This window comes from Sphingomonas phyllosphaerae (assembly GCF_029623345.1).
Lineage (GTDB): Bacteria > Pseudomonadota > Alphaproteobacteria > Sphingomonadales > Sphingomonadaceae > Sphingomonas > Sphingomonas phyllosphaerae_C.
The window spans coordinates 1-23,615 of the sequence record NZ_JAPYKH010000024.1 but is presented as its reverse complement, the minus strand read 5'-3'; the positions used below and the strand labels follow the sequence as shown (position 1 = coordinate 23,615).

Below are 23,615 nucleotides of genomic sequence, written 5' to 3'. Positions count from 1 at the left end.
GTGGGCTCGACACGTGCCCCTCTCACCGCTGCGCTGGCCCCTTCACATAGGGCACGAAGTCGCCCAGCCGCAGGATCGGCCGCGGCACGTGCGAGAAACGATCGACGATCCGGATCTGATCGTTACGGCACAATTGCCCGCCGAAACGCTCGGTCACCAGCACATCGTCCCAGCGCATCGTGTCGAGCCGGCCGATCGGCACGTTGACCCAGATCCGCCGTCCATTGCCGTAGACGATTGCCTTGCCCGAGATGATCCGCTGCGAATCGTTCGTTGTCGGCGTGATGCAGCGCACCGCCGGCTCGGCGGTGCGGCCCTTGAGCAGCTCCGCCAGCTCCGCGTCCGGCGTCTTGCGCTTCGCCGCCGCTGGTGCGGCCGCGAGCAGCGCCACCATCGCCATCGCTACGCTCGCCCTCAGCATCGTACCACCTCGCGCCTCTTACCGTCTCAAAGGCAAGGGAACGCCGCCCGATCAGGCTCGTTCCTCCCCCTAACTTCAGGGGTTTAGCCGAATGACCGAGATAGAGGCGGCAGCGCTCCCGGCGCTGACCGACCCGTTGCCGACGCCGCAGCTGGGTGTTGCCGAAAGTGCCGCCGCCTTGGCCGAGCTGCTCAGCGACCGTGACCTGTTCGTCGCCGCCGTCGACGAGGCGCGCGGCCTCTCCCTGGCGCACGCCCTAGCCGCGGCGATGCCCGCGGCCTGCGTCATCTTCTGCCCGGGCAGCGACGCGCTGCCGGGCGAGAAAGCCGCCGCCTCCCCCGCGAACGTCGGCCAGCGGGTCTCGGCACTGCGCCGGCTGCGGCTTCTGACCAAGAAGAAGGGCCAGCGGCCGCGTATCGCCTGTGTCACTACCGGCGAGGCGCTGGCGCGCGCCTATCCGCTCCCCGCGGCGTTCGAGGCCGAGCCGCCGACGATCCGCCGCGGCGCCGCGCTCGATCTCGCGCAGCTCTACGAGGAGCTGATCGCAATCGGTTATGTCGCCGACGAACGGGTCGACGAGCCCGGCGAGGTGGCGCTGCGCGGTCAGGTTCTCGACATTTTCCCTGCCGACACGCCGCAGCCGCTGCGAATTGAGGTGGCCGCGGGCAAGGTCGTCGGCCTGCGCAGCTATGACCCGGCAGACCAGCGCACGACCGAGGAGCTGGAGGAGCGCGAGCTGGGACGCGTGTCGGAACCGGATCTAATCGCGTCTCCCGCGGAGAAGCCCGGCGCGACAACGACCCTGCTCGACCATCTCCCCGGCGCGCTGGTCGTGATCGGTCCCGCGGCCGAGGAGCGGCGGCGCCGATTCCTCGCGCTGGCCGCCGACACCGCCAAGCGCTCGCCGCATCGTACGCTTGTCGACGTGGTCGAGGAGGCGGTTTGGGCGAAGGCGCTCGCCGGGTGCGACCAGGCCGGCGTCGATCGTGCCGGTGACCCACCGCCGCGCTTCGTTGAGCGCAAGGCGCCGCTACGCGCCTTCGCCAAGCTCGCCCGCGCCGCGCGTGAGGAAGGCGGCCGCGTGGCGCTGCTCGGCAGCGAGCGCGACCTGCGCTTCCTGCGCCGCCGCGTCGCCAAGGCGCTCAAGGACGAGATCGCTACGGTCGACTCCTGGGCCGAGGTCGCGAAGGCGAAGAAGGGCGCGCTCGTCGGGCTCGCGCTGCCCGCGGATCGCGGCTTCCGGCGCGAGGGTGTGATCGCGGTCGCCGCCGCCGACCTGCTCGGCAGCCGCGCCGAGCGCGAGAGCCTCGCCACCGCCCCCGCCGACCTGGCGGTGTTCGAGACCGGCGAGATCCGCGTCGGCGACGTCGTCGTCCATGAGGAACATGGCATCGGCGTGGTGCTCGGGCTCGAGCGCCTGCCGGGCGAGGAGGACGGCGACGCAATCAAGCTGGGCTATGCCGACGATGGCGTGCGGCTCGTGCCGGTCGCGGAGGCGGACCGCATCTGGCGCTACGGCGCGGACGCGGACGCGGTGACGCTCGACCGGCTCGACGGGTCGAGCTGGCAGAAGCGTCGCGGCGAGATCGACGCGACGATCGCGGAGAGCGCGCGCCAGCTCACCGAGGTGGCGCGCGAGCGCGAGGCGCGCGAGGCGCCGGTGCTCGAGCCCGAGGCCGCGGCCTACGAGCGGTTCGCCGCCGGCTTCGCCTTCACCGAGACCGCCGACCAGGCGCGCGCGATCGAGGCGGTGCGCCATGATCTCGCCTCTGGCAGGCCGATGGATCGGCTGATCGTCGGCGACGTGGGCTACGGCAAGACCGAGGTCGCGCTCCGTGCCGCCGCGATCGCGGCGCTCGCCGGCAAGCAGGTCGCGATCGCGGCGCCAACGACGGTGCTGGCGCGTCAGCATCTGGAGAGCTTCGCGCGCCGCTTCGAGCCGCTCGGGATCGAGGTGGCCGGCCTGTCGCGGCTGAGCAGTGCGGCGGAGAAGAAGCGCGTCAAGGCCGGGCTCGCCGACGGCTCGATCCGCGTCGTGATCGGGACCGGCGCGGTCGCGGGCAAGGGCGTCGACTATCACGACCTCGCGCTGGTGGTGATCGATGAGGAGCAGCGCTTCGGCACCGCCGACAAGGAGAAGCTGCGCGCGCTCTCCGCCGGCCATGTGCTGACGCTGAGCGCCACGCCGATCCCGCGCACGCTCCAGAGTGCATTAGTTGGGCTCCAGCAGCTCTCGATCATCGCGACGCCGCCGGCGCGGCGTCAGCCGATCCGCACCGCGGTGGGCGTGTTCGACCCCGAGACGCTGCGCGCAGCGCTGCTGCGCGAGCGCGCGCGTGGCGGGCAAAGCTTCGTGGTGGTGCCGCGGATCGAGGACATGGCCGGGATCGCCGACAGGCTCGCCCGGCTCGTCCCCGAGCTGTCGCTGGTCCAGGCGCACGGCAAGATGCCGGCCGCCGAGATCGACGAGGCGATGGTGCGCTTCGCCGGCGGCGATGGCGACGTGCTGCTCGCCACCAACATCATCGAGGCGGGACTCGACGTCCCGCGCGCCAACACGATGGTGATCTGGCGCGCCGACCGCTTCGGCCTGTCGCAGCTCCACCAGCTGCGCGGGCGGGTCGGACGCGGGACTCGGCGCGGGCATGTTCTGCTCGTCACCGATCCCGAGCATGAGATCGCGCCGCGCACCTTGAAGCGGCTGCGCACGCTGGAGGCGTTTGACCGGCTCGGCGCCGGCTTCGCGATCAGCGCGCGCGACCTCGACATGCGCGGCGCGGGTGACCTGCTCGGCGACACCCAGGCGGGGCATATGAAGCTGATCGGGATCGACCTCTACCAGCAGCTGCTCGAGGGCGCGTTGCGCCGTGCCCGCGGCGAAGAAGTGGAGCGCTGGACGCCCGAGCTCCAGCTCGAGGTAGGCGGTCGGCTTCCCGAGACGTGGATCCGCGACGAGGAGATCCGCGTGACGATCTACACGCGGCTGGCGCGGATCGACGAGGCGGAGGCGCTCGACGCGCTGGAGGAGGAGCTGGAGGATCGCTTCGGTGCGCTGCCCGACGAGGCGCGCACGCTGCTGTCGGTGGCGCGGCTGCGCGTCGACGCGCGTGCGGCGGGGATCGCGGCGGTAGCTGCCGGTCCGGCGGCGATCGCGCTGACGCCGCGGCCGGGCGCGGAGATCGACCCCGCTGCGCATGGGCTGGAGGCGAAGGAGCGTCGGCTGCTGCTGCGCGAGCGGATCGACGCGCCGCGCGACCGGCTGGAACGCGCGGGAGCGCTGTTGCGCGAGCTGGCGGGGGGGTGAGCGGGCGACTGAGGGCGCCGCGCTGAGCTGAGCGTCCAGCGTATGGCCTCGCGGCGGACGGCTCAGACCAGGCTCAACTCACCCGCTCGGCTCGCCCCTGGCATCCACTTCCGTTCGGCTCGAATAGTCGTCGAGCCTGTCGAGACGGCGTATCGAGAGGCACCCGCGCGGCGCCTTCTCGATACGCGATCTCGACAGGCTCGATCGCTACTCGAGGCGGACGGGTAAGGGGAACGGCGGTCCTCTCTCCCTCAGAACCGCACGCGCCCGCCCGCCGAGAACACCAGCGCGCGCGCGTCGGTGAGCGTGCCGTTGACCAGCACCGGCGTCTGCGCCGCGGTGCCGGCATAAGCCGCGGTGGTGCGGTCGATCGTCGTGTCGGCGAAGTCGACGTAATTGCCCGCGAGGTCGAGCGAGAAGCTCGGCGTCACGTCGAAGGACGCGCCCAGCGCGTAATTCCAGCGGTTCGCGTCGGGTACGCGCGCGTCGCGCTCGCCGTCGCGGGTCGGGGTGAGCGCGCGCTGCACGCCGCCGCGCAACGTCAGCCGCGGTGACACCGCATAATCGATACCGCCCGCGTAGCTCCACGTGTTACGGTAATTCTCGGGCAGCGCGGCGTTGACCGGCGCGCCGAGGCGGATCGCGTCGAACTTCTCCCAGGTGTAGCGGATCGTCTGCGCGTTGAGCGTCAGCGCCGGGGTGACGCGGAAGCGGCCTCCGACGATCACCTGCGCGGGTGTGGAGAAGCTGGCATCGACACCGTTGATCTCGCGATTGTTAGCCGCGAGCGGGCCGAGCAAGCCGCTGACGGTGAGATCGCCCTTGAGATTATGCTGGATCGACGACTTGTAGCTGACGCCCACGGTCGCCCAGTCATTGTGCATCTGGAAGCCGGCGCTCCAGCCCACGTCCCAGCCGCCGCCGGCGAGCTTCTGACTGCCGTCGGGCAGCGCCGCGGCGAGGTTGGGCAGCGCGTTGGTCAGGCTGGCCTCGGCATGCTCGACATTGGCCGCGCCGCCGACGCGCAGCCAGTCGGTCACCGCCACGCCGACCGAGGGTTGGATGTCGAAGGTGCGCAGATAGGTGCGATCGGCGCTGTAGCGCGCCCAGCTGTCGCCGCTATAATCGGTGGTGAAGCTGTAGGGCGAGGTGACCGCAAGGCCGACCGCGAGCCGATCGGTCAGCGGCACCGCGATCGCGCCCGAGGGCAGCACGCCGTTGTTGATCGGGTCCTCCGAGGTGGCGTCGCCGCCCACCGGCGCGAAGGTGCCGCCGGGGCGGCGGATCAGCGTGTTGTTGTTGTTCACCCTGCCCTTGGGCAGGATTACCGAGGCGCTGACGGTGGCTTCGGCGCGCTCCTGCCCGCCGATCGCCGCCGGGTTCCACCACAAGGACGCCGCGCCGGTATCCGCCGCCTCGCCCGAAAAAGCGCGGCCCGCGGCGCGCGCGGCCTGTTCCTGGAGGTAAAAGGCCTGGGCGTGCGCGATGCCGGCGCTTGCCAGCGCCGCGCCGGCGGCGGTGAGCGACACCGCAAGCTTCTTCGACGGGGACATGTGCGAACCTCTCATTTGTGACGTTTATGTGATCTGCCTGCGGCCAGCCGGGCTGAACGCGTGATGAAGGAAAGTGTATGGTCGGTCGGTCGGGCTCTTCACGTCGGCCGCCGTGTTCCTGTGCAGGCAGGAACCCAGCGCCAAGCAGCGCGTCGCCCGCCGCCCTGCGCTCCCGCGTGGTGCGCGAGAGCACAAGGGGAGGACGTCCCGCTTACTCTCCTCAGTTCCGCAGCGGCTTGCCGGTCATCAGCATCGCCTCCACCCGCGCGTGGGTGCGCTCGTCACGCGCGCTGGCGAGGAACGCCTCTCGCTCCAGCGTCAGCAGCTGCTCCTCGGTGACGATGTCGACCAGATCCGCTTCGCCGCCGGTCAGTACCTCGGCGAGCCGGCCCGCCACCACCACGTCATAGTCGGTGGCGACGCCCTTGCGATGGAAGTCGGCGACCGCGCCCGCGATGCCGACGCGCCCGCTCTCGCCCGGAAGGCGATAGACCGGCGGCTCGGGCGGCGTATAGCCGTCGACCAGCGCCAGCGCGCGCGTCTTGGCGTCAGCGAGCAGCCGATCGCGGTTCATCGTCACGCCGTCGCTCGCGCGCAGGAAGCCCATCTCCTTGGCTTGCGCCGCGGACTTGGAGACCTGCGCGGTCGAGATCAGCTCGAACGCCTTCATCACCGCGGGCATCGGCCCCTTGGGCATCGTCGGCAGCTTGGCCAGCCGGTCGAGCAGCTCGCCGTGGCCGCCCCAGCCGGGCACCAGCCCGACGCCGCACTCGACCAGCCCGACATAGCTCTCCGCATGCGCTTGCACCGCATCCGAGTGGAGCAGCACCTCGCAGCCGCCGCCCAGCGCCAGCCCCGAGGGTGCGCTCACCACCGGGAAGGGCGCATATTTCAGCGCCTTGAACGCGCGCTGCCCGGCCGCGACCAGCTTCTCCACCTCACCCCAGGCACCCGCCTTTACCGCGAAAAGCGCGAGGCCGAGATTGGCGCCCGCCGAGAAGTTGCTGCCCTCGTTGTAGATCACCAGCGCCTTGAACCGCCCGGGCACCAGCGCCACCGCCTGCTCGATCAGCGCGGCGACCTCGCCGTCGAGCGCGTTCATCTTGGCGGTGAACTCGAGGCACAGCACGCCGTCGCCGACATCCCACAGCGCCGCGGAGGCGCTAGTCGCGATCGGCGCCGAGCGGCGCTTGACGTCCTCGAGCAGCAGCACGCCCTCGGCGCGCGGCACGTCGTGATAGGCGCCGTCGCGGCCGAGATACTGCCGCGTCCCGCCCTCGACGCGATAGAACGGACGCTCGCCCGCGGCATCGAGGATGGCGGGCACGGCGCGACCCTTCGCGCGGAGCCGCTCGGCGAGCTTGCCCGGTCCGAGCCGGTCGATCAGCTCGAACGGGCCGAACTTCCAATTGTAGCCGAGCTTCATCGCGTCATCGATCGCGACCACGTCGTCGGCCGCCTCGCCGACCAGCATCGCCGCATAGCTCAGCACGTTGCCGAGGATCGTCCAGGCATAGTCGCCGACCTTGCCCGGTACGGCGACCAGCGCGGCGAGATCCTTCTCGGCTGCGCGCGGCAACGCCGCGGGCTTATGCTCGGGGCGATAGTCGCCGCTGGCGAGATCGATCGCCAGCTTGGCGCGGCTGCCGTCGGGTTTCTTGTCGAGCCGGTAGAAGCCGCCCTTCCCCTTCCGCCCGGTATAGCCCTCGGCGATCATGCGATCGACCAGCGGCAGCTCGCGCACCGTACCGAAATAGGGGTCGCCCTCCGGAAGCGTCGCGGAGAGGCTCTTCGCCAGCAGCGGCATCAGATCGATGCCGACCAGATCGATCAGCCCGAAGATGCCGGTCTTGGGTACGCCCATCGGACGCCCGCCGATCTGGTCGGCCTCCTCGACCGTCAGTCCCTGGTCGAGCGCGGCGTTGACCGCGACCGCGAGCCAATAGGTGCCGATGCGATTGGCGATGAAGCCCGGCGTGTCCTTGGCGCGGACGACGCGCTTGCCCATAAGGCGGTCGACGAAGGCCTCGACCTTCTCCGCCACGGCCGCGTCGGTGTGCTCGCCGCGGACGATCTCGACCAGCCGCATGTAGCGCGGCGGGTTGAAGAAGTGCGTGATGAGGAAGTCGCGCGTGAACTGCTCCGAGCGGCCCGCGACGAGGTGGCCGAGCGGGATCGTCGAGGTATTCGACGACAAAGCGGTGCCCGGGCGCTTGAACTGCTCCAGCCGCGCGTAGAGCGCCTGCTTGATGTCGAGCCGCTCGACGATCGCCTCGACGATCCAGTCGCACTCGGCGACGCGATCGAGATGGTCGTCGATGTTGCCGGTCTCGACCAGCCGCGCCGCCGCGGTCGACATGAACGGTGCGGGCTCGGTCTTGAGCATCTTCGCGACCGCGCCCTTCGCGACCGCGTCACGATCGGTCGCGTCCTTGGGCACGATGTCGAGCAGCAGCACCGGCACGCCCGCGTTGGCGACCTGCGCGGCGATGCCCGCACCCATCACGCCCGCGCCGATGACGCAGACCTTCTTCACAGCCTCGCTCATGTCACGCGCGCTCCAGCACCGTGGCGATACCCTGCCCGCCGCCGATACATTGCGTCGCCAGCGCATAGCGGCCACCCTCGCGCTCGAGCAACGCCGCCGCCTTGCCGACGATGCGCGCGCCGGTGGCGCCGAGCGGGTGACCGATCGCGATCGCGCCGCCGTCGAGGTTGATCGTCTCCTCCTTGAGACCCAAGTCGCGGATGCAGGCGATCGCCTGGCTGGCGAAGGCCTCGTTGATCTCGACCACGTCGAGGTCGCCCGCGGCGATGCCGGCGCGCTCCAGCGCCTTCCTCGACGCGCCGATCGGTCCCAGCCCCATCGTCTCGGGCGCGCAGCCCGCCACGCCGACCGCGACGATCCGCGCCAGCACCTTGAGGCCGTGCTTCGCCGCGAACTCCTCGGAGGTAACCAGCACCGCGCTGGCGCCGTCGGTGAGCGGCGAGGAGGTCCCCGCGGTCACCGACCCGTCCGCGCTGAACGCGGGCTTGAGCCCGGCGAGCACCTCGGCGGTGGTCTCGGGGCGGATGATGCCGTCCTGCGTCACCTCGCCCTTCTTCGTGCGGATCGGCACGATCTCCTCGGCGAGCCGGCCCTCGGCGCGCGCCGTGGCAGCCTTCTGCTGGCTGTTCACCGCGAACGCCTCCTGCTCGGCGCGGGTGATCTGATACTGCTGCGCGACGTTCTCGGCGGTCTGACCCATCCCCATATACGCGCCCGGGCTTTTGGCCGCGAGCTCGGGACTGGGCAGCGGGTTGTAGCCGCCCATCGGGATGCGGCTCATCGACTCGAGCCCGGCGCAGATGAACGCCTCGCCCGCGCCGATCTGGATCTGCCCCATCGCGATGTGGATCGCGCTCATCGACGAGCCGCAGAAGCGGTTCACCGTCATGCCACCGACCGAGAGCGGCAAATCGGCGAGCAGCCCGACGAGCCGCGCGACGTTGAGCCCCTGCTCGCCCTCGGGAAAGGCGCAGCCCAGGATGATGTCCTCGATCGCGGCGGGATCGACCCCGGTCTTGTCGAGCAGCCCGCGGATCACCTGCGCGGCGAGATCGTCGGGGCGTACCCGCGCCAGCTCGCCCTTGCCCGCGAGCTGGAAGGGCGACCGGGCGTAGCCGGCGATCACGACGTTGCTCATCTCATTCCTCTCGAGTCCGAGTTCGTTGGATGCCGCTTACGTCAACGTCAATGCGGGCTCAAGCGGATCGTGGCGCGACGCGGCGGCGATAGAAGAACTGCTGCGATGCCAAGCGCATCTGGACTCGCCTCGGCGATAGGATAGCCTAGCCTGCCGACGCCGATCCGTGGGAGACGATCATGTTCGCCATCGCCGACTCGGGCCCGTTCGCGGTGCTCGCGATCAACGACTCGGCGCGCCCGGTGCCGACCTGGAAGACGATGTTCGGCTGGCCCGCCGATGATCCGCGTGCGCTGCCGCTATCGGTTCGCTCGCGCGCCGACCGCAAGATCTGGGCGGCCAAGTTCGACCAGGCCGTGTGCACGACGCAGCGGCCGGTGCTGCTGATTGCGGACGGGCTGGGCTGTGCCGCGAGCGCGTGGTGGGGGCGGCTCTCGCCGGCCGACTATGTGTCGCGGATCGCGGGCGCGTTGCTGTTCGCCCCGCGCAGCGAGGAGACCGGCGCCGACGGCGATCCGGGCCTGTTCGCCTCGCCGGGTACGCCGCTGCCCTTTCCCTCGGTGGTGATCCAGCCGCAGCACGACGAGGCGGCGATCCGCTCGACGCTCGACGCCTGGGGCAGCCAGCTCATCGCCGGGCGGCGCGTGCGCAGCGTCGCGGACGAGCGTGGCGCGTGGCAGCAGGCGCAGCGGCTGTTCCTGCGCGTGACCCACCAGGTCGCGGCGCACGAGATCGCGCGCGCCGAGGCGCTGATCGGGCGGCGGTAGCGGACGCTCGCCGGGCCGCTTGAGCCGTGCTCCTGCACACGCAGGAGCCCAGAGCCGCGGGCGCCGACTCAGCGCCGCACGTCGAGCTCACCGCCTAGGAAGGCATCGAGGTCGGCTTGGCGGAATAGCCCGGCGTCGCCCGGCAGCGAATGTTTGAGCGCCGCGAGCGCCAGCCCACTCCGCGCCGCCGCCTCCGCGCCCTCGCCCCGCCGCAGCGCGTGGAGCACGCCGGCGGCGAAGGCGTCTCCGCCGCCGATGCGGTCGACGATGCCGGCGAGCACCACTTCCTCGCTCTCGACCGCCCCCTCGCGCGTGTCGATCCGCGCCGAAAGCCGGTTGAGGTCGACATGCTCGACGTGGCGCGCGGTCGAGGCGATCGTCCGCAGCGTCGGAAAGGCGGCGAAGGCCGCCTCGGCGGCACGGCGCGGATCGCCGGCGAGATCGTCGCGGCCGAGCAGCAGCGCGACGTCGCGGTGGTTGCCGAACATCAGGTCGGCGTGGCGGACCATCTCGCCGAGGATCGCGCGCGGGTCACCGTCCCAGCGCGCCCATAGCTTGCCGCGCCAGTTGCCGTCGAACGACACCGCGATGCCGCGCGATGCCGCCGCTTCTGCCGCGGCGACCGCGCTGCGGGCCGGCACGGGACCGAGCGCGGGGGTGATGCCCGACAAATGCAGCCGGTCGACGCCGTCGAGCAGCCGCTCCCAGTCCCACGACTCGGCCGGCGCCTCGGCGAAGGCCGAGTGAGCGCGGTCGTACACCACTTCGGTCGCGCGCAGTCCCGCGCCGGTGGTGGCGAAATAGAGCCCGATCCGCTCGCCGCCGAGCGCGACATGCGAGACATCGACGCCGTGTGCGCGCAGCGTGCGCAGCGCGGCGCGGCCGAGATCATTGTCCGGCACCCGGCTGGCGAAGGCGACGTCATGACCGAGGCAGGCGAGCTGGGTGACGACATTGGCCTCGGCACCCGCGACCCAGACATCGAGCCGCGGCGACTGGAGCAGCAGCTCGCGCCCCGGCGGCGACAGCCGCAGCATGACCTCGCCGAACGCCAGCAGCCTGCCCATCGCTCTCCCCTAACCCGTTGCGCCGCCGTGTGTCGGGGCTGGGGAGAGCGGCGTCAACCGCGTGCGGTACCGGGCTCGGCGACGAAGCGTGCGATCACGTCCTTGGCGAGCCGCGCCGGGCGCTGCGTCGCGGCGTCGAGGCAGCACCACACGCTGCTCACCTCGGCGACGATCTCCTCGCCGCGCTTGAACAGGGTGCTGAAGAAGGTCCGCGCGCCCTGCGCCTTCTCCGCGATGACCTCGGCGACGATGCCGTCCTCCAGAAAGGTCGGGCGGCGATAGGTGATCTCATGCTTGAGCGCGACCCAGAGGTGCTGCGCCACCGCCTCGGGCGGCGCGACGCGCTCCCAATAGTCCATCACCGCGGCCTGCACCCACTTGAGATAAACCGCGTTGTTGACGTGGCCCATGAAGTCGATGTCCTCGTCCGCGACATGGACGGGATATGCGTGCGCGTGCGCGGTCATTGAATCGGTCTTCCGGTGGCGAGCGCCGAATGTACGGGATCGCACCGCGCCGCACAATGCGCTCGCCGACCCGCGCTGCACTGTAATGGCGCGCCTATCCGACTGCTGCCGTGCTCCCAACAAGGCGCGAACCGGGTGCCGGTCCCGCCGTGGTGTTCTAGGCGCCTGCCCCCCAGGAGCACGGCGACCTCTACTACAGCCCCTCGCCGCCGATCCATTGCGCGTTGGCGAGGCGGCGGGCGAGCGTCCAGTTCTGCTGCCGAATGTCGGGCACCGCTACCACCTCCCACAGCTCGCCGCGGGTCATCGGACCGATGCAGTAGAGTCGGTCGCTGATGCCGCCGTCGGCGGCGACGACGCGCGACTGGCGATCGACGTCGAGGCCGATCCGCAGCTCGTCGGGCCGGATCATCCCGGCGGCGAGCAGCTGGCGGATCAGCGGCTCGCGCGAGCGCAGCAGATCGCCCTGCGGCCCGGTGCAGTTGACGATCCGCGCCGCACGCGTCGTCGTCACTGCCTCGCCGCCGCGCGCGCGCCAGCGCAGCGACGCGTGGGTGCCGTCCGCCTCCGCCCCCGCCAGCTTGCCCGCGACGAAGCGCAGGCGCCCCGCCTCGACCAGCGCGTCGATCCGTCCCGCCACCGCGGGGGCGAGCCGGTGGCGGTGCACGTCCCAATAGGGCCGCAGGTGGCGGAGGAAACGCGCGCGCGTCACCGCATCGGCGCTGCCCCACATCATCTGGGTCACCGGGCGCAGCTCGTCGACCGCGGCGCGCCAGCCAATCACCTCGGCACGGTCGCGCACTGCGCGCACCAGCGCCGAGAGCGTCGCCGCAGGCCGCTCGCTCAGCCCCGGCCGCGGCGCGCCATCGGCGTGACGGCGCGGCACCAGCCCGCGCCGCGACAGCGCGAGGATTCGTCCGCGAAACCCCGCGGAGTCGAGCAGGAGCGCGGCGTCGACCGCGGTCAACCCCGTGCCGACCAGCACTACCTCGTCGCCATCGGTCAATCCCTCGGCGATGTCGCCGGCCCAGGGGTCGGCGCGATAGCAGCCGTCCGGCAGCGTCGCCGGATCGAGCCCGGGCGGGCTGTGCGGCGGCAGGTTGCCAAGCGCGAGCACGGCGACGTCGGCCTCGACGCGCCCGCCCTCGGCCAGCGTCAGCGCGAAGCCGCGCGAGCCGCAGTCGAGCGCGCAGACCTCGCCCGTCACCAGCGTCAGCCGCTCGGGATGGGCCGCGGCGGCCTCCTCGAGCATTGCGCGGAGATAGCGGCCGTAGATCTTGCGCGGCACGAAGGTGGTGCGCTCGCCCAGCCCCTCGCGCTCGAGCCAGCGGACGAAATGGTCGGGATCGTCGGGCAGCGCGCTCATGTTGCCGGCGCGGACGTTGAGCAGATGCTCGTCGTGCGCCGCGCTATAGGCGACGCCGCGCCCGACTTGCGAGGGACGGCGCTCGATCAGCGTGGCGCGCGGGCCGTCATGGCGGACGAGGTTGATCGCCAGCAGCGTGCCCGAGAAGCCGCCGCCGACGATCGCGACATGGTCGCCCGGCTGCACCAGCGTCACAGCCCCAGCTCGCTCATCTCGACTACGCGATGCTCGCGCGCGCTGATCTCGGCAGCGACCCCGATCGCGACCGCGCGCAGCCCGTCCTCGGCGCTCACCTGCACCGGCGCCTCGCCGCGCACCGCGGCGGCGAAGGCGAGATGCTGGTAATAGGTCGCGCCCTCGTGGCTGCCGGCGGCGTGCGCGACCGGATCGATCGGCACGGTCGCGCGCTCCACGTGCTTGGGATTGCCGAAGCCGGTGCGCGGCGAGAACACCAGCTCGCCCGGCGGGATCAGCACGTCGAGCCGCGCGGCGTCGCCGGTGGCGCTCATCTCCTCCTGGTGCTCGGCGCCGTCGGCGAACATGCAGAGGTCGAGCATGGCGCGGACGCCGTTGCTGAAGTCGACCGTGGTGAAGCTGTTGTCGATGATGTCGGGCCGCTCGCCGCCGTAGCGCTCGTCGAGATGGTTGACGTCCATCGCGCCCGAGCAATGGACGCGCACCGGCTCGGCGCCGGTGACCACGCGCATCAGGTCGAAGAAGTGGCAGCATTTCTCCACCATCGTGCCGCCGGTGTTGCGCGCGAAGCGGTTCCAGTCGCCGACCTTCCCGAGGAAGGGAAAGCGGTGCTCGCGGATCGACAGCATGCGCAGCGCACCGACGCGCCCGGCGTGGACCTGCGCGATGAACGCCGCGGCGGGCGGCATGAAGCGATATTCCATGCCGGTCCAGAACGGGGCGGCGCGCGCCGCGGCCCGCTCGACGATCCAGCGCGCGTCGTCGAGCGTGGTGGCGAGCGGCTTCTCGCACAGGATCGCGGCGTCGGTGGCGAACAGCGAGTCCAGCACGGCGCGGTGGGTGTGGTTGGGCGAGGCGATGACGATCGCATCGACCTCGGCGTCGCGCGTCAGCGTCTCGGCTGAGTCATAGACCGTTGCGCCCGCGGCGGCGTTGCCGAGCGCGTCACGCGCCCAGTCGAGCGAGGTCGGCACCGGATCGGCCAAGGCGACGACGCGAGCGCCGGGCACCAAAGCGATGTTGCGGAGGTGCTCGACCCCCATCATGCCCGTGCCGACCAATCCATACCTGATCTCGGCTACCATCACGTCCAACCCTGTGCCATGCCGCCGCGGATGACGACGCTGCGCCTATCGAACCAACCGCGCCCGCTCGGCAAGAGCGGGCTGACCGTCTCACCGCTCGCCTGGGGCATGTGGCGCCTCGCCGGCGACGACACCGCGCCGGTACGCGCGCTGATCGACGCCGCGCTCGATTCCGGCATCACTTTGTTCGACACCGCCGACATCTACGGTGCCGACGGGCCCGCCGGCTTCGGCTCCGCCGAGCAACTGTTTGGCCGCGCGCTCGCCGAGGATCGCGCGCTGCGTGATCGCATGGTGATCGCCACCAAAGGCGGCATCCGGCCCGGCATCCCGTACGATTCGAGCGCCGACTATCTCGCCGGCGCGCTCGACGATTCGCTGCGCCGCCTCGACGTCGAGGTGATCGACCTCTACCAGGTCCATCGCCGCGACTTCCTCACCCACCCGCAGGAGGTCGCCGCCGCGCTGACCCGGATGGTGGAGAGCGGCAAGGTGCGCGCGCTGGGAGTTTCCAACCATTCGGTGCACGAGCTGGAGGCGCTCCAGTCCTTCCTGACGCAGCCGCTGGCGAGCACCCAGCCCGAGTTCTCGCCGCTGCGCGCCGCGCCGCTGTTCGACGGCGTGCTCGACCAAGCGATGCGGCTCGATCTCGCGGTGCTCGCCTGGTCGCCGCTCGGCGGCGGGCGGCTGGCCGACCCGTCGCATCCGGCGACGCGGCTGCTGGCGGAGCATGGCGCCGCATTCGGCGTCGACGCGGCCACCGCGGCGCTGTCCTGGGTGATGGCGCATCCGGCGCGGGTGATCCCGATCATCGGCTCGCAGAACCCGGCGCGGCTGCGCGCCGCCGCCGCCGCCTACAAGGTCGAGTGGACGCGTCCGCGCTGGTACGCCGTGCTCGAGGCCGGCATCGGGGAGAAACTGCCATGACGCGCGCGCCCTGCGAGGTAAGCTGGTTCTCGGCGTTGTGTGACGACGATTATGAGTTCCTCGGCGTCCCCGACGAACGGCTGCGCTCGTCGTGGGAGCATTGCCGCGACATCGTGCTCCAGGCCGAGAGCGGCGGGTTCGACAATATCCTGCTGCCGTCGGGCTACACGCTGGGGATCGACACCACCGCCTTCGCCGCCGGCATCGCGCCGCTGCTGCGCCGGCTGTGGCTGCTGATGGCGGTGCGCGTCGGCGAGAGCTGGCCGCCGCAGCTCGCACGCCAGATCGCGACGATCGATCGGATGCTGGGCGGCCGGCTGACCGTCAACATCATCTCGAGCGACCTTCCGGGAGAGACGCTGGCGAGCGCGCCGCGCTACCGCCGCACCGTCGAGGCGATGCACATCCTGCGCACGCTGCTCGACGGCAAGTCGCTCGATCACCAGGGTGAGTTCTGGCAGCTCCAGCTCGATCCGCCCGGCGTCACCACCACGCTGGGGCGCTGCCCTTTGCTCTATTTCGGCGGCCTGTCCGAGGCGGCGCGCGACGCCGCGGCCGAGCAGGCCGACGTCTATCTGATGTGGCCCGATACGATCGAGGGCGTGCGCGGCATCATCGCCGATCTGCGCGCGCGCGCCGCGGCGAAGGGGCGGACGCTGCGCTTCGGCTATCGCGTCCATGTCGTGGTGCGCGAGAGCGAAGCCGAGGCGCGCGACGCCGCGGACCGGCTGCTGTCACGGCTCGACGACGCCACCGGCGCCGCGATCCGCGCGCGCTCGCTCGACTCGCAGTCGGCCGGCGTGCGGCGGCAGGCCGAGCTGCGCGAGGGCAGCGACGACGGCTATGCCGAGGCCAATCTGTGGACCGGCATCGGCCGCGCGCGCTCGGGCTGTGGCGCCGCGATCGTCGGCGACCCCGACCAGGTGCTCGCCAAGCTGGAGGCCTATCGCGCCGAGGGCATCGACGCCTTCATCCTCTCGGGCTATCCGCACGCCGCCGAGGCCGACCTGTTCGCGCGCCACGTGTTGCCGCGGCTCGACCACGCGCCGCTGGCGCGGTGAGCGCGGTGCGGCGGGGCGTTCGCGAGATGACCGAGCCGAGGCGTGTGTCACTTCTCGATCCTCTTCCTCTCCCCTCTCATCCCGGACTTGTTCCGGGATCCTCTGAGCCGCGCATCCTGCGATCGCGGCGTGCGCGGATGAGTGGACCCCGGCGCAGGGCGGGGGTGGCGGAGCGGGTAGCGGGTCAGCGGGTCCCAGCCGGGTGAACCGCAGCCTCGCCGATCTCGGCTCCGCTCGTCGCGCGCTGCTCTTCGCGCTGGTCATCACCGCGGGCGTGCTCAACCTGGTCGACCGCCAGATCATCGCGGTGCTCAAGCCGCAGATCGCCGCGGACCTCAACTGGAGCGACGACGATTACGGCACGCTCGCCGCCTGGTTCCAGGCCGGCGCGGCGGGTGGCTTCCTCGTCACCGGCTGGATCGCCGACCGGCTCGGGGTGAAATGGGCCAACCCGGTCGGCGTCGCGGCGTGGAGCGTCGCCGCGCTGCTCCACGGCTGGGCGCGCACCACGGTCGAGTTCGTGCTGGTCCGCGTCACGCTCGGCGCGACCGAGGCGATGGGCACGCCTACCGCGACCAAGACCGTCGCCGCGGTGCTGCCGCCGGCGTGGCGCTCGGCCGGCTTCGGCGTCAGCAACGCGGCGAGCAGCCTCGGCGCGATCCTCGCGCCGCTCGCCATCCCCGCCGCGGCGCTGCTGCTCGGCTGGCGCGGCACCTTCGCCGCGGCCGGGGTGATCGGGCTCGGCTGGGCGCTGGCCTGGCTGGTCGCCACGCGCGGGCTGCGGCTGGACTCGCCCGTCGCGGCGCCGGGCGCATCTGCGCCGGTCGATTATGGCCCGATCCTGCGCGAGCGGCGCACCTGGGCGGTCGCCGGCGCCAAGCTGCTGTCAGACGCAACCTGGTGGCTGCTGCTGTTCTGGCTGCCCGACTTCTTCCACCGCCGCTTCGGGCTGAGCGGGGTCGAGCTCGGCGTCCCGCTGGCGCTGGCGTATGGCGGCGCCGCGCTCGGCTCGCTGATCGGCGGCGGGATTGCGACCCGGCTGCTTGCGCTCGGGCATCGCGCCTGGGCGGTGCGGCGCGGCGTGATGCTGGCGGCGGCGCTGTGCGTACTGCCCGTGCCGCTCGCGCTGGCGACCTCGAGTTATCCCGCCGCGGTGGCGCTGATGGCGCTCGCACTGGCGGGGCATCAGGCCTTCTCCACCAACCTGTTTGCGCTGATCGCCGACATCGTGCCGCAGCAGAAGGTCGGGCGGGTCACCGCCTTCGGCTCGTTCAGCGGCAATGTCGGTGGCGTGGTGATCTCCAAGGTGGCGGGCGTCGTGTTGGCGGCGGGGCTCGGCTACCTGCCGCTGCTGCTGTTCGCCGGAATGTCATACCTGCTGGCGCTGGGCTGGATCGTGCTGCTGCTCGGCGCCGCGCTGCGTACGGCGAGTGCGACGTCCCGCGCCTGACCTAACGTCACGCGATCACACGATCAAAGCTGTTGCGCACGTCGCATGGTAGCGCTAACTCTATCGCCGACGCGGGCGTAGATCCGCTGCGAACCGAGAGGAGAACGCCCGAATGCGCCCATCCCGATCCACCGCCCGCCCTCTGCTGCTCGCCGCGATCGCATCGCTGCCGCTGATCGCCTGCTCGTCGCAGGACAGCACCTCCGCCGCCGCGGGCAACAACGCGACCGCCGAGACCGCCGGCTGGAACCAGGAGCGCGCGCCCGACGGTCGCTCGTACCTGTCACAACCGCTGGTGCGCGACATCTACACCGCCGATCCCTCGGCGCACGTCTGGGGCGACGGCAAGCTGTACGTCTATCCCAGCCACGATATCCCGACCGAGACCAAGGACGACGATCTCGGCAACCAATATGCGATGCGCGACTATCGCGTGCTGCGGCTCGACGCGCCCGGCGGCAAGGTCACGGTCGGCCCGGTCGCGCTCGACGTGAAGGATGTGCCCTGGGCGTCGCAGCAGATGTGGGCACCCGACGCCGCCTTCAAGAACGGCACCTATTACCTCTATTTCCCCGCGCGCGACCGCACCAAGGACCGCAACGGACTGGGCGCGTTCCGCATCGGCGTCGCCACCTCGAACAACCCGATGGGCCCGTTCAAGGCCGAGCCCGAGGCGATCAAGGGCAGCTATTCGATGGACCCGGCGGTGTTCACCGACGCCGACGGCACGTCGTACATGTACTTCGGCGGCATCTGGGGCGGCCAGCTCCAGCGCTGGAAGGACGGCAAGTACGATCCCAACGGCAGCGACACCGACCTCAAGCAGGACGACCAGCCCGCGCTCACCGGCAAGGTCGCCAAGCTCAACGCCGACATGAAGAGCTTCGCCGAGACCCCGCGCGATGCGGTGATCCTCGACGAGAAGGGCAAGCCTGTGCTCGGCGGCGACCATGAGAAGCGTTTCTTCGAGGCCTCCTGGGTCTTCAAGCGCGGCGGGCAATATTATTACACCTACTCGACCGGCGACACGCACTTCCTCAACTACGCGATCGGCAAGACGCCGTACGGCCCGTTCACCTACAAGGGGCACATCCTCAAGCCGGTGCAGGGCTGGACGACGCACCACTCGATCGTCGAGTGGAAGGGCAAATGGTGGCTGTTCTATGCCGACACCCAGTTGTCGGGGAAGAACCACCTCCGCAACGTCAAGATGACCGAGCTCACGTTCAACCCGGACGGCACGATCCCGACGATCGACCCGTTCGTGAAGTAAGGCGGGCGGCGGCGTCCGGCTCGGTGCTCCCCGCGGGGCATCACCCCGGGTCCAATTGGGAAACGTCGCCGCATCTCGCACCCGGCCCCCACCTGGACCCCGGCGTTGGCCGAGGTGGTAGGAGGAGCGGCCAAAGCCTACCCTCTTCAGCGCTCTGACCTGGCAGAAAGCGAAACATGTTCCTCGGCATCGACATCGGCACCTCGGGCGTGAAGGCGGTCGTCATCGACCCCGCGGGCGCGATCGTCGCGCAGGGCACCGCCGCGCTTACCGTGCAGCGCCCGCACCCGCTCTGGTCCGAGCAGGACCCCGAGGCATGGTGGCAGGCGACCGAGGCAGCGGTGCGCGCGCTTCCGACGGACGTGCGCCGCTCGGTGCGCGGCATCGGGCTCGCCGGCCAGATGCACGGTGCGACGCTGCTCGGCGCCGACGACCGCCCGCTGCGCCCCGCGATCCTGTGGAACGACGGGCGCTCCTTCGCCGAGTGCGCCGAGCTGGAGGCCAAGGCGCCCGAGCTGCACCAGGTCGCCGCCAACCTCGCCATGCCCGGCTTCACCGCGCCCAAGCTTCTCTGGATCGCGCACCACGAGCCCGAGGTCTTCGCCGCGATCCGCACCGTGCTGCTGCCCAAGGACCATGTCCGGCTGCGCATGACCGGCGAGAAAGCGAGCGACGTGTCCGACGCCGCCGGCACGTTGTGGCTCGACGTGGCGAAGCGCGACTGGAGCGACGACCTGCTCGCCGCAACCGGGCTCAGCCGCGAGCAGATGCCGCGCGCGGTGGAGGGCAGCGACGTCGCCGGCAGGCTGCGCGCCGAGATCGCCGAGCGCTGGGGCATGGACCAGGTACCGGTCGCGGGCGGCGGCGGCGACAATGCCGCGGGCGCGGCGGGCGTCGGCGTGGTCAAGGACGGCGACGCGCTGCTGTCGCTCGGCACCTCGGGCGTGATCTTCGTCGCCACCGCCGAGCTGCGCGCCAACCCGGCGGCCGCGGTCCATGCCTTCTGCCACTGCCTGCCGAACCTGTGGCATCAGATGGCGGTGCATCTCTCCGCTGCGGTCTGCGTCGACTGGGCGGCACGGCTGATCGGCGCGGCGGGTGCGGCCGAGCTGTTCGCGCGCGCGGAGTCGGCGGGCGTCGGCAACGGCCCCGAGCTGTTCCTCCCCTATCTCTCGGGCGAGCGCACGCCGCACAACGATGCGCAAGTGCGCGGCGGCTTCCTGCGGCTCGACCATGACACCACGCCCGAGCGGCTCGCCCAGGCGGTGCTCGAGGGCGTCGCCTTCGCGCTGGCCGACGGCGTGCGCGTGCTCCGCGAGTCGGGCACCGCGGTCGAGCGGCTGTCGGTGATCGGCGGCGGCGCGCGCTCGCGCTACTGGGGCGAGACGCTCGCCGCCGCGCTCGAGGTCGAGCTCGCCTATCTCAAGGGCGGCGAGGTCGGCCCGGCGATGGGCGCCGCGCGGCTGGCGCAGCTCGCCGTCGACGGCGGCACGCCCGCCGAGGTCTGCGTCGCGCCGTCGGTCAGCCATATCGTTACGCCCGACGCCGCGCTGCTCGACCGGCTCGCCCCCAAGCGCGCCGCCTTTCGCGACGCCTACCCCCGCATCAAACCCTGATCTTCGTATCCGCCTAGAGGAGCTATCGATGGCCACCGACTTCTTCGCCGACATCCCTCAGATCAAATATGAGGGCCCCGACAGCGACAACGAGCTCGCTTACCGCTTCTACGACAAGGACCGCGTGGTGCTCGGCAAGCGGATGGAGGACCATCTCCGCTTCGCCGCCTGCTTCTGGCACACCTTCTGCTGGCCCGGTTCGGACGTGTTCGGCGGCGGCACCTTCAACCGCCCGTGGCACGCCGGCGCCAACGACAGCGCCGCCGCGGCGCAGAAGCGCGAGGTGGCGTTCGACTTCTTCGCCAAGCTCGACGTGCCTTATTACTGCTTCCACGACGTCGACGTGATGGCCGACGCGCACGGCGTCGCCGAGCATCGCCGTTTCTTCGCCGAGGCGGTCGATCATCTCGAGAAGCTGCAGGCCTCGTCGGGCCGCAAGCTGCTGTGGGGCACCGCCAACCTGTTCAGCCACCCGCGCTTCGCCGCCGGCGGCGCGACCAATCCCGACCCCGAGGTCTTCGCCTTCGGCGCGGTGCAGGTGCGCGACGCGCTCGAGGCGACGCATCGGCTCGGCGGCCAGAACTACGTGCTGTGGGGCGGTCGCGAGGGCTATGAGTCGCTCCACAACACCGATCTCAAGCGCGAGCTCGACAATCTCGGCCGCTTCCTCAGCCTCGTCGTCGAGCACAAGCACAAGATCGGCTTCGACGGCACCATCCTGATCGAGCCGAAGCCGCACGAGCCGACCAAGCACCAGTACGACTTCGACACCGCCACGGTGTACGGCTTTCTCAAGCGCTACGGTCTCGAGAATGAGGTCAAGGTCAACATCGAGGCGAACCACGCCACGCTCGCGGGCCACACCTTCGAGCATGAGATCGCCACCGCCAACGCGCTCGGCATCTTCGGCTCGATTGACGCCAACCGCGGCGATCCGCAGAACGGCTGGGACACCGACCAATTCCCCAACTCGGTCGAGGAACTGACGCTGGCGATGCTCGAGATCATCCGTGCGGGCGGCTTCACCACCGGCGGGTTCAACTTCGACGCCAAGGTGCGGCGCCAGTCGATCGACGCGACCGACCTGTTCTACGGCCATGTCGGCGGCATCGACACAGTGGCGCGCGGGCTGCTCAACGCGGCGAAGCTGATCGAGGACGGCCGGCTCGATTCGATCAAGCGCGACCGCTACGCCGGCTGGGACGCCGCGTTCGGCCAGCAGGTGTCGAGCCTCGACCTCGCCGGGATCGCCGATCTCGCCGAGCGCGAGAACGTCGACCCGCGCCCGCGCTCGGGCCAGCAGGAGCGGATTGAGAACCTGCTCAACCGCTTCATCTGAGGGTGACGGTGGGACGGTGTGAGTCGCCCCGCCTCTCCACACAGTGACGTGACAGTCTAACATCCGGCCTGTTCCCCGGCGAAAGCCGGGGTCCAGTCGGAAAGGCCGGGGTGAGACCAACAAACCTCCCCAACCTGGGCCCCGGCATTCGCCGGGGAACAGCGAGGGAGTAGGTAGGCCGCAACTCCACCCAGGCTTGCGCCCCCTCCCCTCGACGCCTAAATATGTCGGACTAATTCCCCAAAGCCGAGGATTTCCATGATCGACGGAGCGATGCTGATCGGTGCCGAGCTGCGCCAGGCCGAGGCGCGGTTCACCGCGGTCGACCCGGCGAAGGGCGCGCCCCTCACCCCGACCTTCTCCTCGGCCGGCCCGGACGCGGTCGCTGACGCCAGCGAACTCGCCGCCGCGGCCTTTCCGGCCTATGCCGCGACCGCGCCCGAGGATCGCGCCGCCTTCCTCGAAGCGATCGCCGACGAGATCGTAGCGCTCGGCGATCAACTGATCGAGCGCGCGCAGCAGGAGAGCGGTCTCCCGCGCGCGCGGCTCGAGGGCGAGCGCGGCCGCACCGTCGGCCAGCTCAAGCTGTTCGCGCAGATGGTGCGTCAGGGCGACTGGCTCGACGCCACGATCGACCCCGCTTTGCCTGACCGCCAGCCACTGCCGCGCCCCGACCTGCGTCGGATGAACGTCGCGGTCGGTCCGGTGGCGGTGTTCGGCGCCTCCAACTTCCCGCTCGCTTTCTCGGTCGCAGGCGGCGACACCGCCTCGGCGCTCGCCGCCGGCTGCCCGGTAGTGGTCAAGGGCCATCCGGCGCACCCCGGCACGGGCGAGCTGGTGGCGCGCGCGATCCGCGCCGCGGTCGACAAGGCCGGCCTGCCCGCCGGCGTCTTCTCCTATCTGCCGGGCGAGACCAACCGCCTTGGCGAGGCACTGGTCGCCGATCGCCGCATCAAGGCGGTGGGCTTTACCGGCTCGCGCGGCGGCGGGCTCGCGCTGGTGAAGATCGCGGCGTCGCGTTCCGAGCCGATCCCGGTCTATGCCGAGATGTCGAGCATCAACCCGGTCGTCATCATGCCGCACGCGCTCGAGACGCGCGGCGAGGCGCTGGCGCCCGCCTATGTCCAGTCGCTGACGATGGGCGCGGGGCAGTTCTGCACCAATCCGGGCCTCGTGCTCGCGATCGCGGGCGAGGCGCTCGACGCCTTCGTCGCCGCGGCGGGACGCGCGCTGACCGAGAGCGCGCCCGCGACGATGCTGTCGCCGGGCATCCATGCCAGCTTCGAGCAGGGCGTGGAGGCGCTGGCACGCCACAGCGCGGTGACGACGGTGGCGCGCGGCAAGGTCGGCGAGGGCGTGAACCAGGCGGTGGGCGCGCTGTTCCGCGCCGAGGCGGCGAGCTTCCTCGCCGATCGCGCGCTCGGCCACGAGGTGTTCGGCTCGTCCTCGATCGTGGTGGCCTGCCGCGACATGGACGAGGTGCGCCAGGTGATCGCGAGCCTCGAAGGCCAGCTCACCGCGACGCTCCATCTCGACGCCGAGGACGAGGCCGAGGCCAAGACGCTGATCCCGGTGCTCGCCGATCGTGTCGGCCGCATCCTGGTCAACGGCTGGCCCACGGGCGTCGAAGTGAGCCACGCGATGGTACACGGCGGTCCCTTCCCCGCGACGAGCGACGGCCGCACCACCTCGGTCGGCACGGCGGCGATCTACCGCTTCCTGCGCCCGGTGAGCCTGCAGAACCTGCCCGCATCGCTGCTGCCCGAGGCGCTGGCGGACGCCAATCCCTGGGGCGTGGCGCGCCGGCTCGACGGCAAGCGCGAGGCGTCGCCGCGGTAATCTGGGCGTCTGCGTATAGCTAGGGAGGGCGGCCCTGCGGGGCCGCCCTTTTCGTTGGTAGCGGCCGCGGGGCGGAGGAGCGTACGCGAGCTGCCCTCACCTCGCGAGTAGCGACCATGTCGCGCGCTGTCCCATGACATCGGCATGGCGCGCTCCCCCCTGGCAGGACGAGACGACAACGCCCGTCGCGCGGCCGGCC

The 23,615-nt window shown here is 71.1% G+C and carries 17 protein-coding genes; 9 read left to right on the top strand and 8 right to left on the bottom strand.

Annotation, left to right across the window (positions count from 1 at the left end):
* Nucleotides 1-22 precede the first annotated feature (22 nt).
* Nucleotides 23-421 (bottom strand): hypothetical protein, encoded by a 399-nt coding sequence (locus QBJ89_RS17565; protein ID WP_277981774.1) that lies wholly within the window; start codon nt 419-421, stop codon nt 23-25.
* A gap of 91 nt (nt 422-512) precedes the next feature.
* Between QBJ89_RS17565 and QBJ89_RS17560 the strand changes: the two genes are divergently transcribed.
* The gene (locus tag QBJ89_RS17560; RefSeq protein ID WP_277981773.1) at nt 513-3,725 is read left to right on the top strand and encodes a helicase-related protein; all 3,213 of its coding nucleotides are present in this window, start codon (nt 513-515) and stop codon (nt 3,723-3,725) included.
* A 251-nt stretch (nt 3,726-3,976) separates the two neighbouring features.
* Here the strand turns inward: QBJ89_RS17560 and QBJ89_RS17555 are convergent, their stop codons facing one another.
* The 3 genes from QBJ89_RS17555 to QBJ89_RS17545 all read right to left on the bottom strand — a co-directional run bounded on the left by QBJ89_RS17555 (nt 3,977) and on the right by QBJ89_RS17545 (nt 8,964).
* Nucleotides 3,977-5,278: an OmpP1/FadL family transporter gene (locus QBJ89_RS17555; RefSeq protein WP_277981772.1), complete on the bottom strand. Its 1,302-nt coding sequence runs from the start codon at nt 5,276-5,278 to the stop codon at nt 3,977-3,979.
* A 220-nt stretch (nt 5,279-5,498) separates the two neighbouring features.
* Nucleotides 5,499-7,826 carry a 3-hydroxyacyl-CoA dehydrogenase/enoyl-CoA hydratase family protein gene (locus tag QBJ89_RS17550; protein WP_277981771.1) on the bottom strand — a complete coding sequence of 776 codons (2,328 nt, stop codon included), beginning with the start codon at nt 7,824-7,826 and terminating at the stop codon, nt 5,499-5,501.
* A 1-nt stretch (nt 7,827) separates the two neighbouring features.
* Nucleotides 7,828-8,964: a thiolase family protein gene (locus tag QBJ89_RS17545; protein ID WP_277981770.1), complete on the bottom strand. Its 1,137-nt coding sequence runs from the start codon at nt 8,962-8,964 to the stop codon at nt 7,828-7,830.
* A gap of 179 nt (nt 8,965-9,143) precedes the next feature.
* Between QBJ89_RS17545 and QBJ89_RS17540 the strand changes: the two genes are divergently transcribed.
* On the top strand, nt 9,144-9,731 hold the full coding sequence (locus tag QBJ89_RS17540; protein WP_277981769.1) for an alpha/beta hydrolase: 588 nt from the start codon (nt 9,144-9,146) through the stop codon (nt 9,729-9,731).
* 68 nt (nt 9,732-9,799) lie between these two features.
* Here QBJ89_RS17540 and QBJ89_RS17535 read toward each other — a convergent pair whose 3' ends face one another.
* From QBJ89_RS17535 to QBJ89_RS17520, 4 genes are all read right to left on the bottom strand, one after another.
* Nucleotides 9,800-10,798, bottom strand: a complete 999-nt coding sequence (locus QBJ89_RS17535) for a sugar kinase (protein WP_277981768.1) — start codon at nt 10,796-10,798, stop codon at nt 9,800-9,802.
* A 53-nt stretch (nt 10,799-10,851) separates the two neighbouring features.
* Nucleotides 10,852-11,265: an acyl-CoA thioesterase gene (locus QBJ89_RS17530; RefSeq protein ID WP_277981767.1), complete on the bottom strand. Its 414-nt coding sequence runs from the start codon at nt 11,263-11,265 to the stop codon at nt 10,852-10,854.
* Between the two features lie 193 nt (nt 11,266-11,458).
* Nucleotides 11,459-12,826 (bottom strand): FAD/NAD(P)-binding protein, encoded by a 1,368-nt coding sequence (locus QBJ89_RS17525; protein WP_277981766.1) that lies wholly within the window; start codon nt 12,824-12,826, stop codon nt 11,459-11,461.
* A complete protein-coding gene (locus QBJ89_RS17520) occupies nt 12,823-13,911 on the bottom strand; it encodes a Gfo/Idh/MocA family protein (protein WP_277981765.1) in 1,089 nt (362 codons plus the stop codon). The genes QBJ89_RS17525 and QBJ89_RS17520 overlap by 4 nt, the downstream gene beginning before the upstream one ends.
* 30 nt (nt 13,912-13,941) lie before the next feature.
* Here QBJ89_RS17520 and QBJ89_RS17515 point away from each other — a divergent pair, with 30 nt between their 5' ends.
* From QBJ89_RS17515 to QBJ89_RS17485, 7 genes are all read left to right on the top strand, one after another.
* Nucleotides 13,942-14,838 (top strand): aldo/keto reductase, encoded by an 897-nt coding sequence (locus QBJ89_RS17515; protein ID WP_277981764.1) that lies wholly within the window; start codon nt 13,942-13,944, stop codon nt 14,836-14,838.
* Nucleotides 14,835-15,899, top strand: a complete 1,065-nt coding sequence (locus QBJ89_RS17510; protein WP_277981763.1) for an LLM class flavin-dependent oxidoreductase — start codon at nt 14,835-14,837, stop codon at nt 15,897-15,899. Before QBJ89_RS17515 ends, QBJ89_RS17510 begins: the two co-directional genes overlap by 4 nt.
* A 202-nt stretch (nt 15,900-16,101) precedes the next feature.
* Complete coding sequence (locus QBJ89_RS17505; RefSeq protein ID WP_277981762.1) at nt 16,102-17,349, top strand: MFS transporter; 1,248 nt, start codon at nt 16,102-16,104, stop codon at nt 17,347-17,349.
* A gap of 112 nt (nt 17,350-17,461) precedes the next feature.
* Nucleotides 17,462-18,622 carry a glycoside hydrolase family 43 protein gene (locus tag QBJ89_RS17500; RefSeq protein ID WP_277981761.1) on the top strand — a complete coding sequence of 387 codons (1,161 nt, stop codon included), beginning with the start codon at nt 17,462-17,464 and terminating at the stop codon, nt 18,620-18,622.
* A gap of 176 nt (nt 18,623-18,798) precedes the next feature.
* On the top strand, nt 18,799-20,238 hold the full coding sequence (gene xylB, locus QBJ89_RS17495; RefSeq protein WP_277981760.1) for a xylulokinase: 1,440 nt from the start codon (nt 18,799-18,801) through the stop codon (nt 20,236-20,238).
* Between the two features lie 28 nt (nt 20,239-20,266).
* Nucleotides 20,267-21,577 (top strand): xylose isomerase, encoded by a 1,311-nt coding sequence (gene xylA, locus QBJ89_RS17490; protein WP_277981759.1) that lies wholly within the window; start codon nt 20,267-20,269, stop codon nt 21,575-21,577.
* 258 nt (nt 21,578-21,835) lie between these two features.
* On the top strand, nt 21,836-23,416 hold the full coding sequence (locus QBJ89_RS17485; RefSeq protein ID WP_277981758.1) for an aldehyde dehydrogenase (NADP(+)): 1,581 nt from the start codon (nt 21,836-21,838) through the stop codon (nt 23,414-23,416).
* The last annotated feature ends 199 nt before the right edge of the window (nt 23,417-23,615 follow it).

Bases quoted from the DNA above. Each gene is read 5' to 3' on its own strand.
- QBJ89_RS17565 (WP_277981774.1), bottom strand. From the start codon at position 421: ATGCTGAGGGCGAGCGTAGCGATGGCGATGGTGGCGCTGCTCGCGGCC.
- QBJ89_RS17560 (WP_277981773.1), top strand. From the start codon at position 513: ATGACCGAGATAGAGGCGGCAGCGCTCCCGGCGCTGACCGACCCGTTG.
- QBJ89_RS17555 (WP_277981772.1), bottom strand. From the start codon at position 5,278: ATGTCCCCGTCGAAGAAGCTTGCGGTGTCGCTCACCGCCGCCGGCGCG.
- QBJ89_RS17550 (WP_277981771.1), bottom strand. From the start codon at position 7,826: ATGAGCGAGGCTGTGAAGAAGGTCTGCGTCATCGGCGCGGGCGTGATG.
- QBJ89_RS17545 (WP_277981770.1), bottom strand. From the start codon at position 8,964: ATGAGCAACGTCGTGATCGCCGGCTACGCCCGGTCGCCCTTCCAGCTC.
- QBJ89_RS17540 (WP_277981769.1), top strand. From the start codon at position 9,144: ATGTTCGCCATCGCCGACTCGGGCCCGTTCGCGGTGCTCGCGATCAAC.
- QBJ89_RS17535 (WP_277981768.1), bottom strand. From the start codon at position 10,798: ATGGGCAGGCTGCTGGCGTTCGGCGAGGTCATGCTGCGGCTGTCGCCG.
- QBJ89_RS17530 (WP_277981767.1), bottom strand. From the start codon at position 11,265: ATGACCGCGCACGCGCACGCATATCCCGTCCATGTCGCGGACGAGGAC.
- QBJ89_RS17520 (WP_277981765.1), bottom strand. From the start codon at position 13,911: ATGGTAGCCGAGATCAGGTATGGATTGGTCGGCACGGGCATGATGGGG.
- QBJ89_RS17515 (WP_277981764.1), top strand. From the start codon at position 13,942: ATGACGACGCTGCGCCTATCGAACCAACCGCGCCCGCTCGGCAAGAGC.
- QBJ89_RS17510 (WP_277981763.1), top strand. From the start codon at position 14,835: ATGACGCGCGCGCCCTGCGAGGTAAGCTGGTTCTCGGCGTTGTGTGAC.
- QBJ89_RS17500 (WP_277981761.1), top strand. From the start codon at position 17,462: ATGCGCCCATCCCGATCCACCGCCCGCCCTCTGCTGCTCGCCGCGATC.
- xylB (WP_277981760.1), top strand. From the start codon at position 18,799: ATGTTCCTCGGCATCGACATCGGCACCTCGGGCGTGAAGGCGGTCGTC.
- xylA (WP_277981759.1), top strand. From the start codon at position 20,267: ATGGCCACCGACTTCTTCGCCGACATCCCTCAGATCAAATATGAGGGC.
- QBJ89_RS17485 (WP_277981758.1), top strand. From the start codon at position 21,836: ATGATCGACGGAGCGATGCTGATCGGTGCCGAGCTGCGCCAGGCCGAG.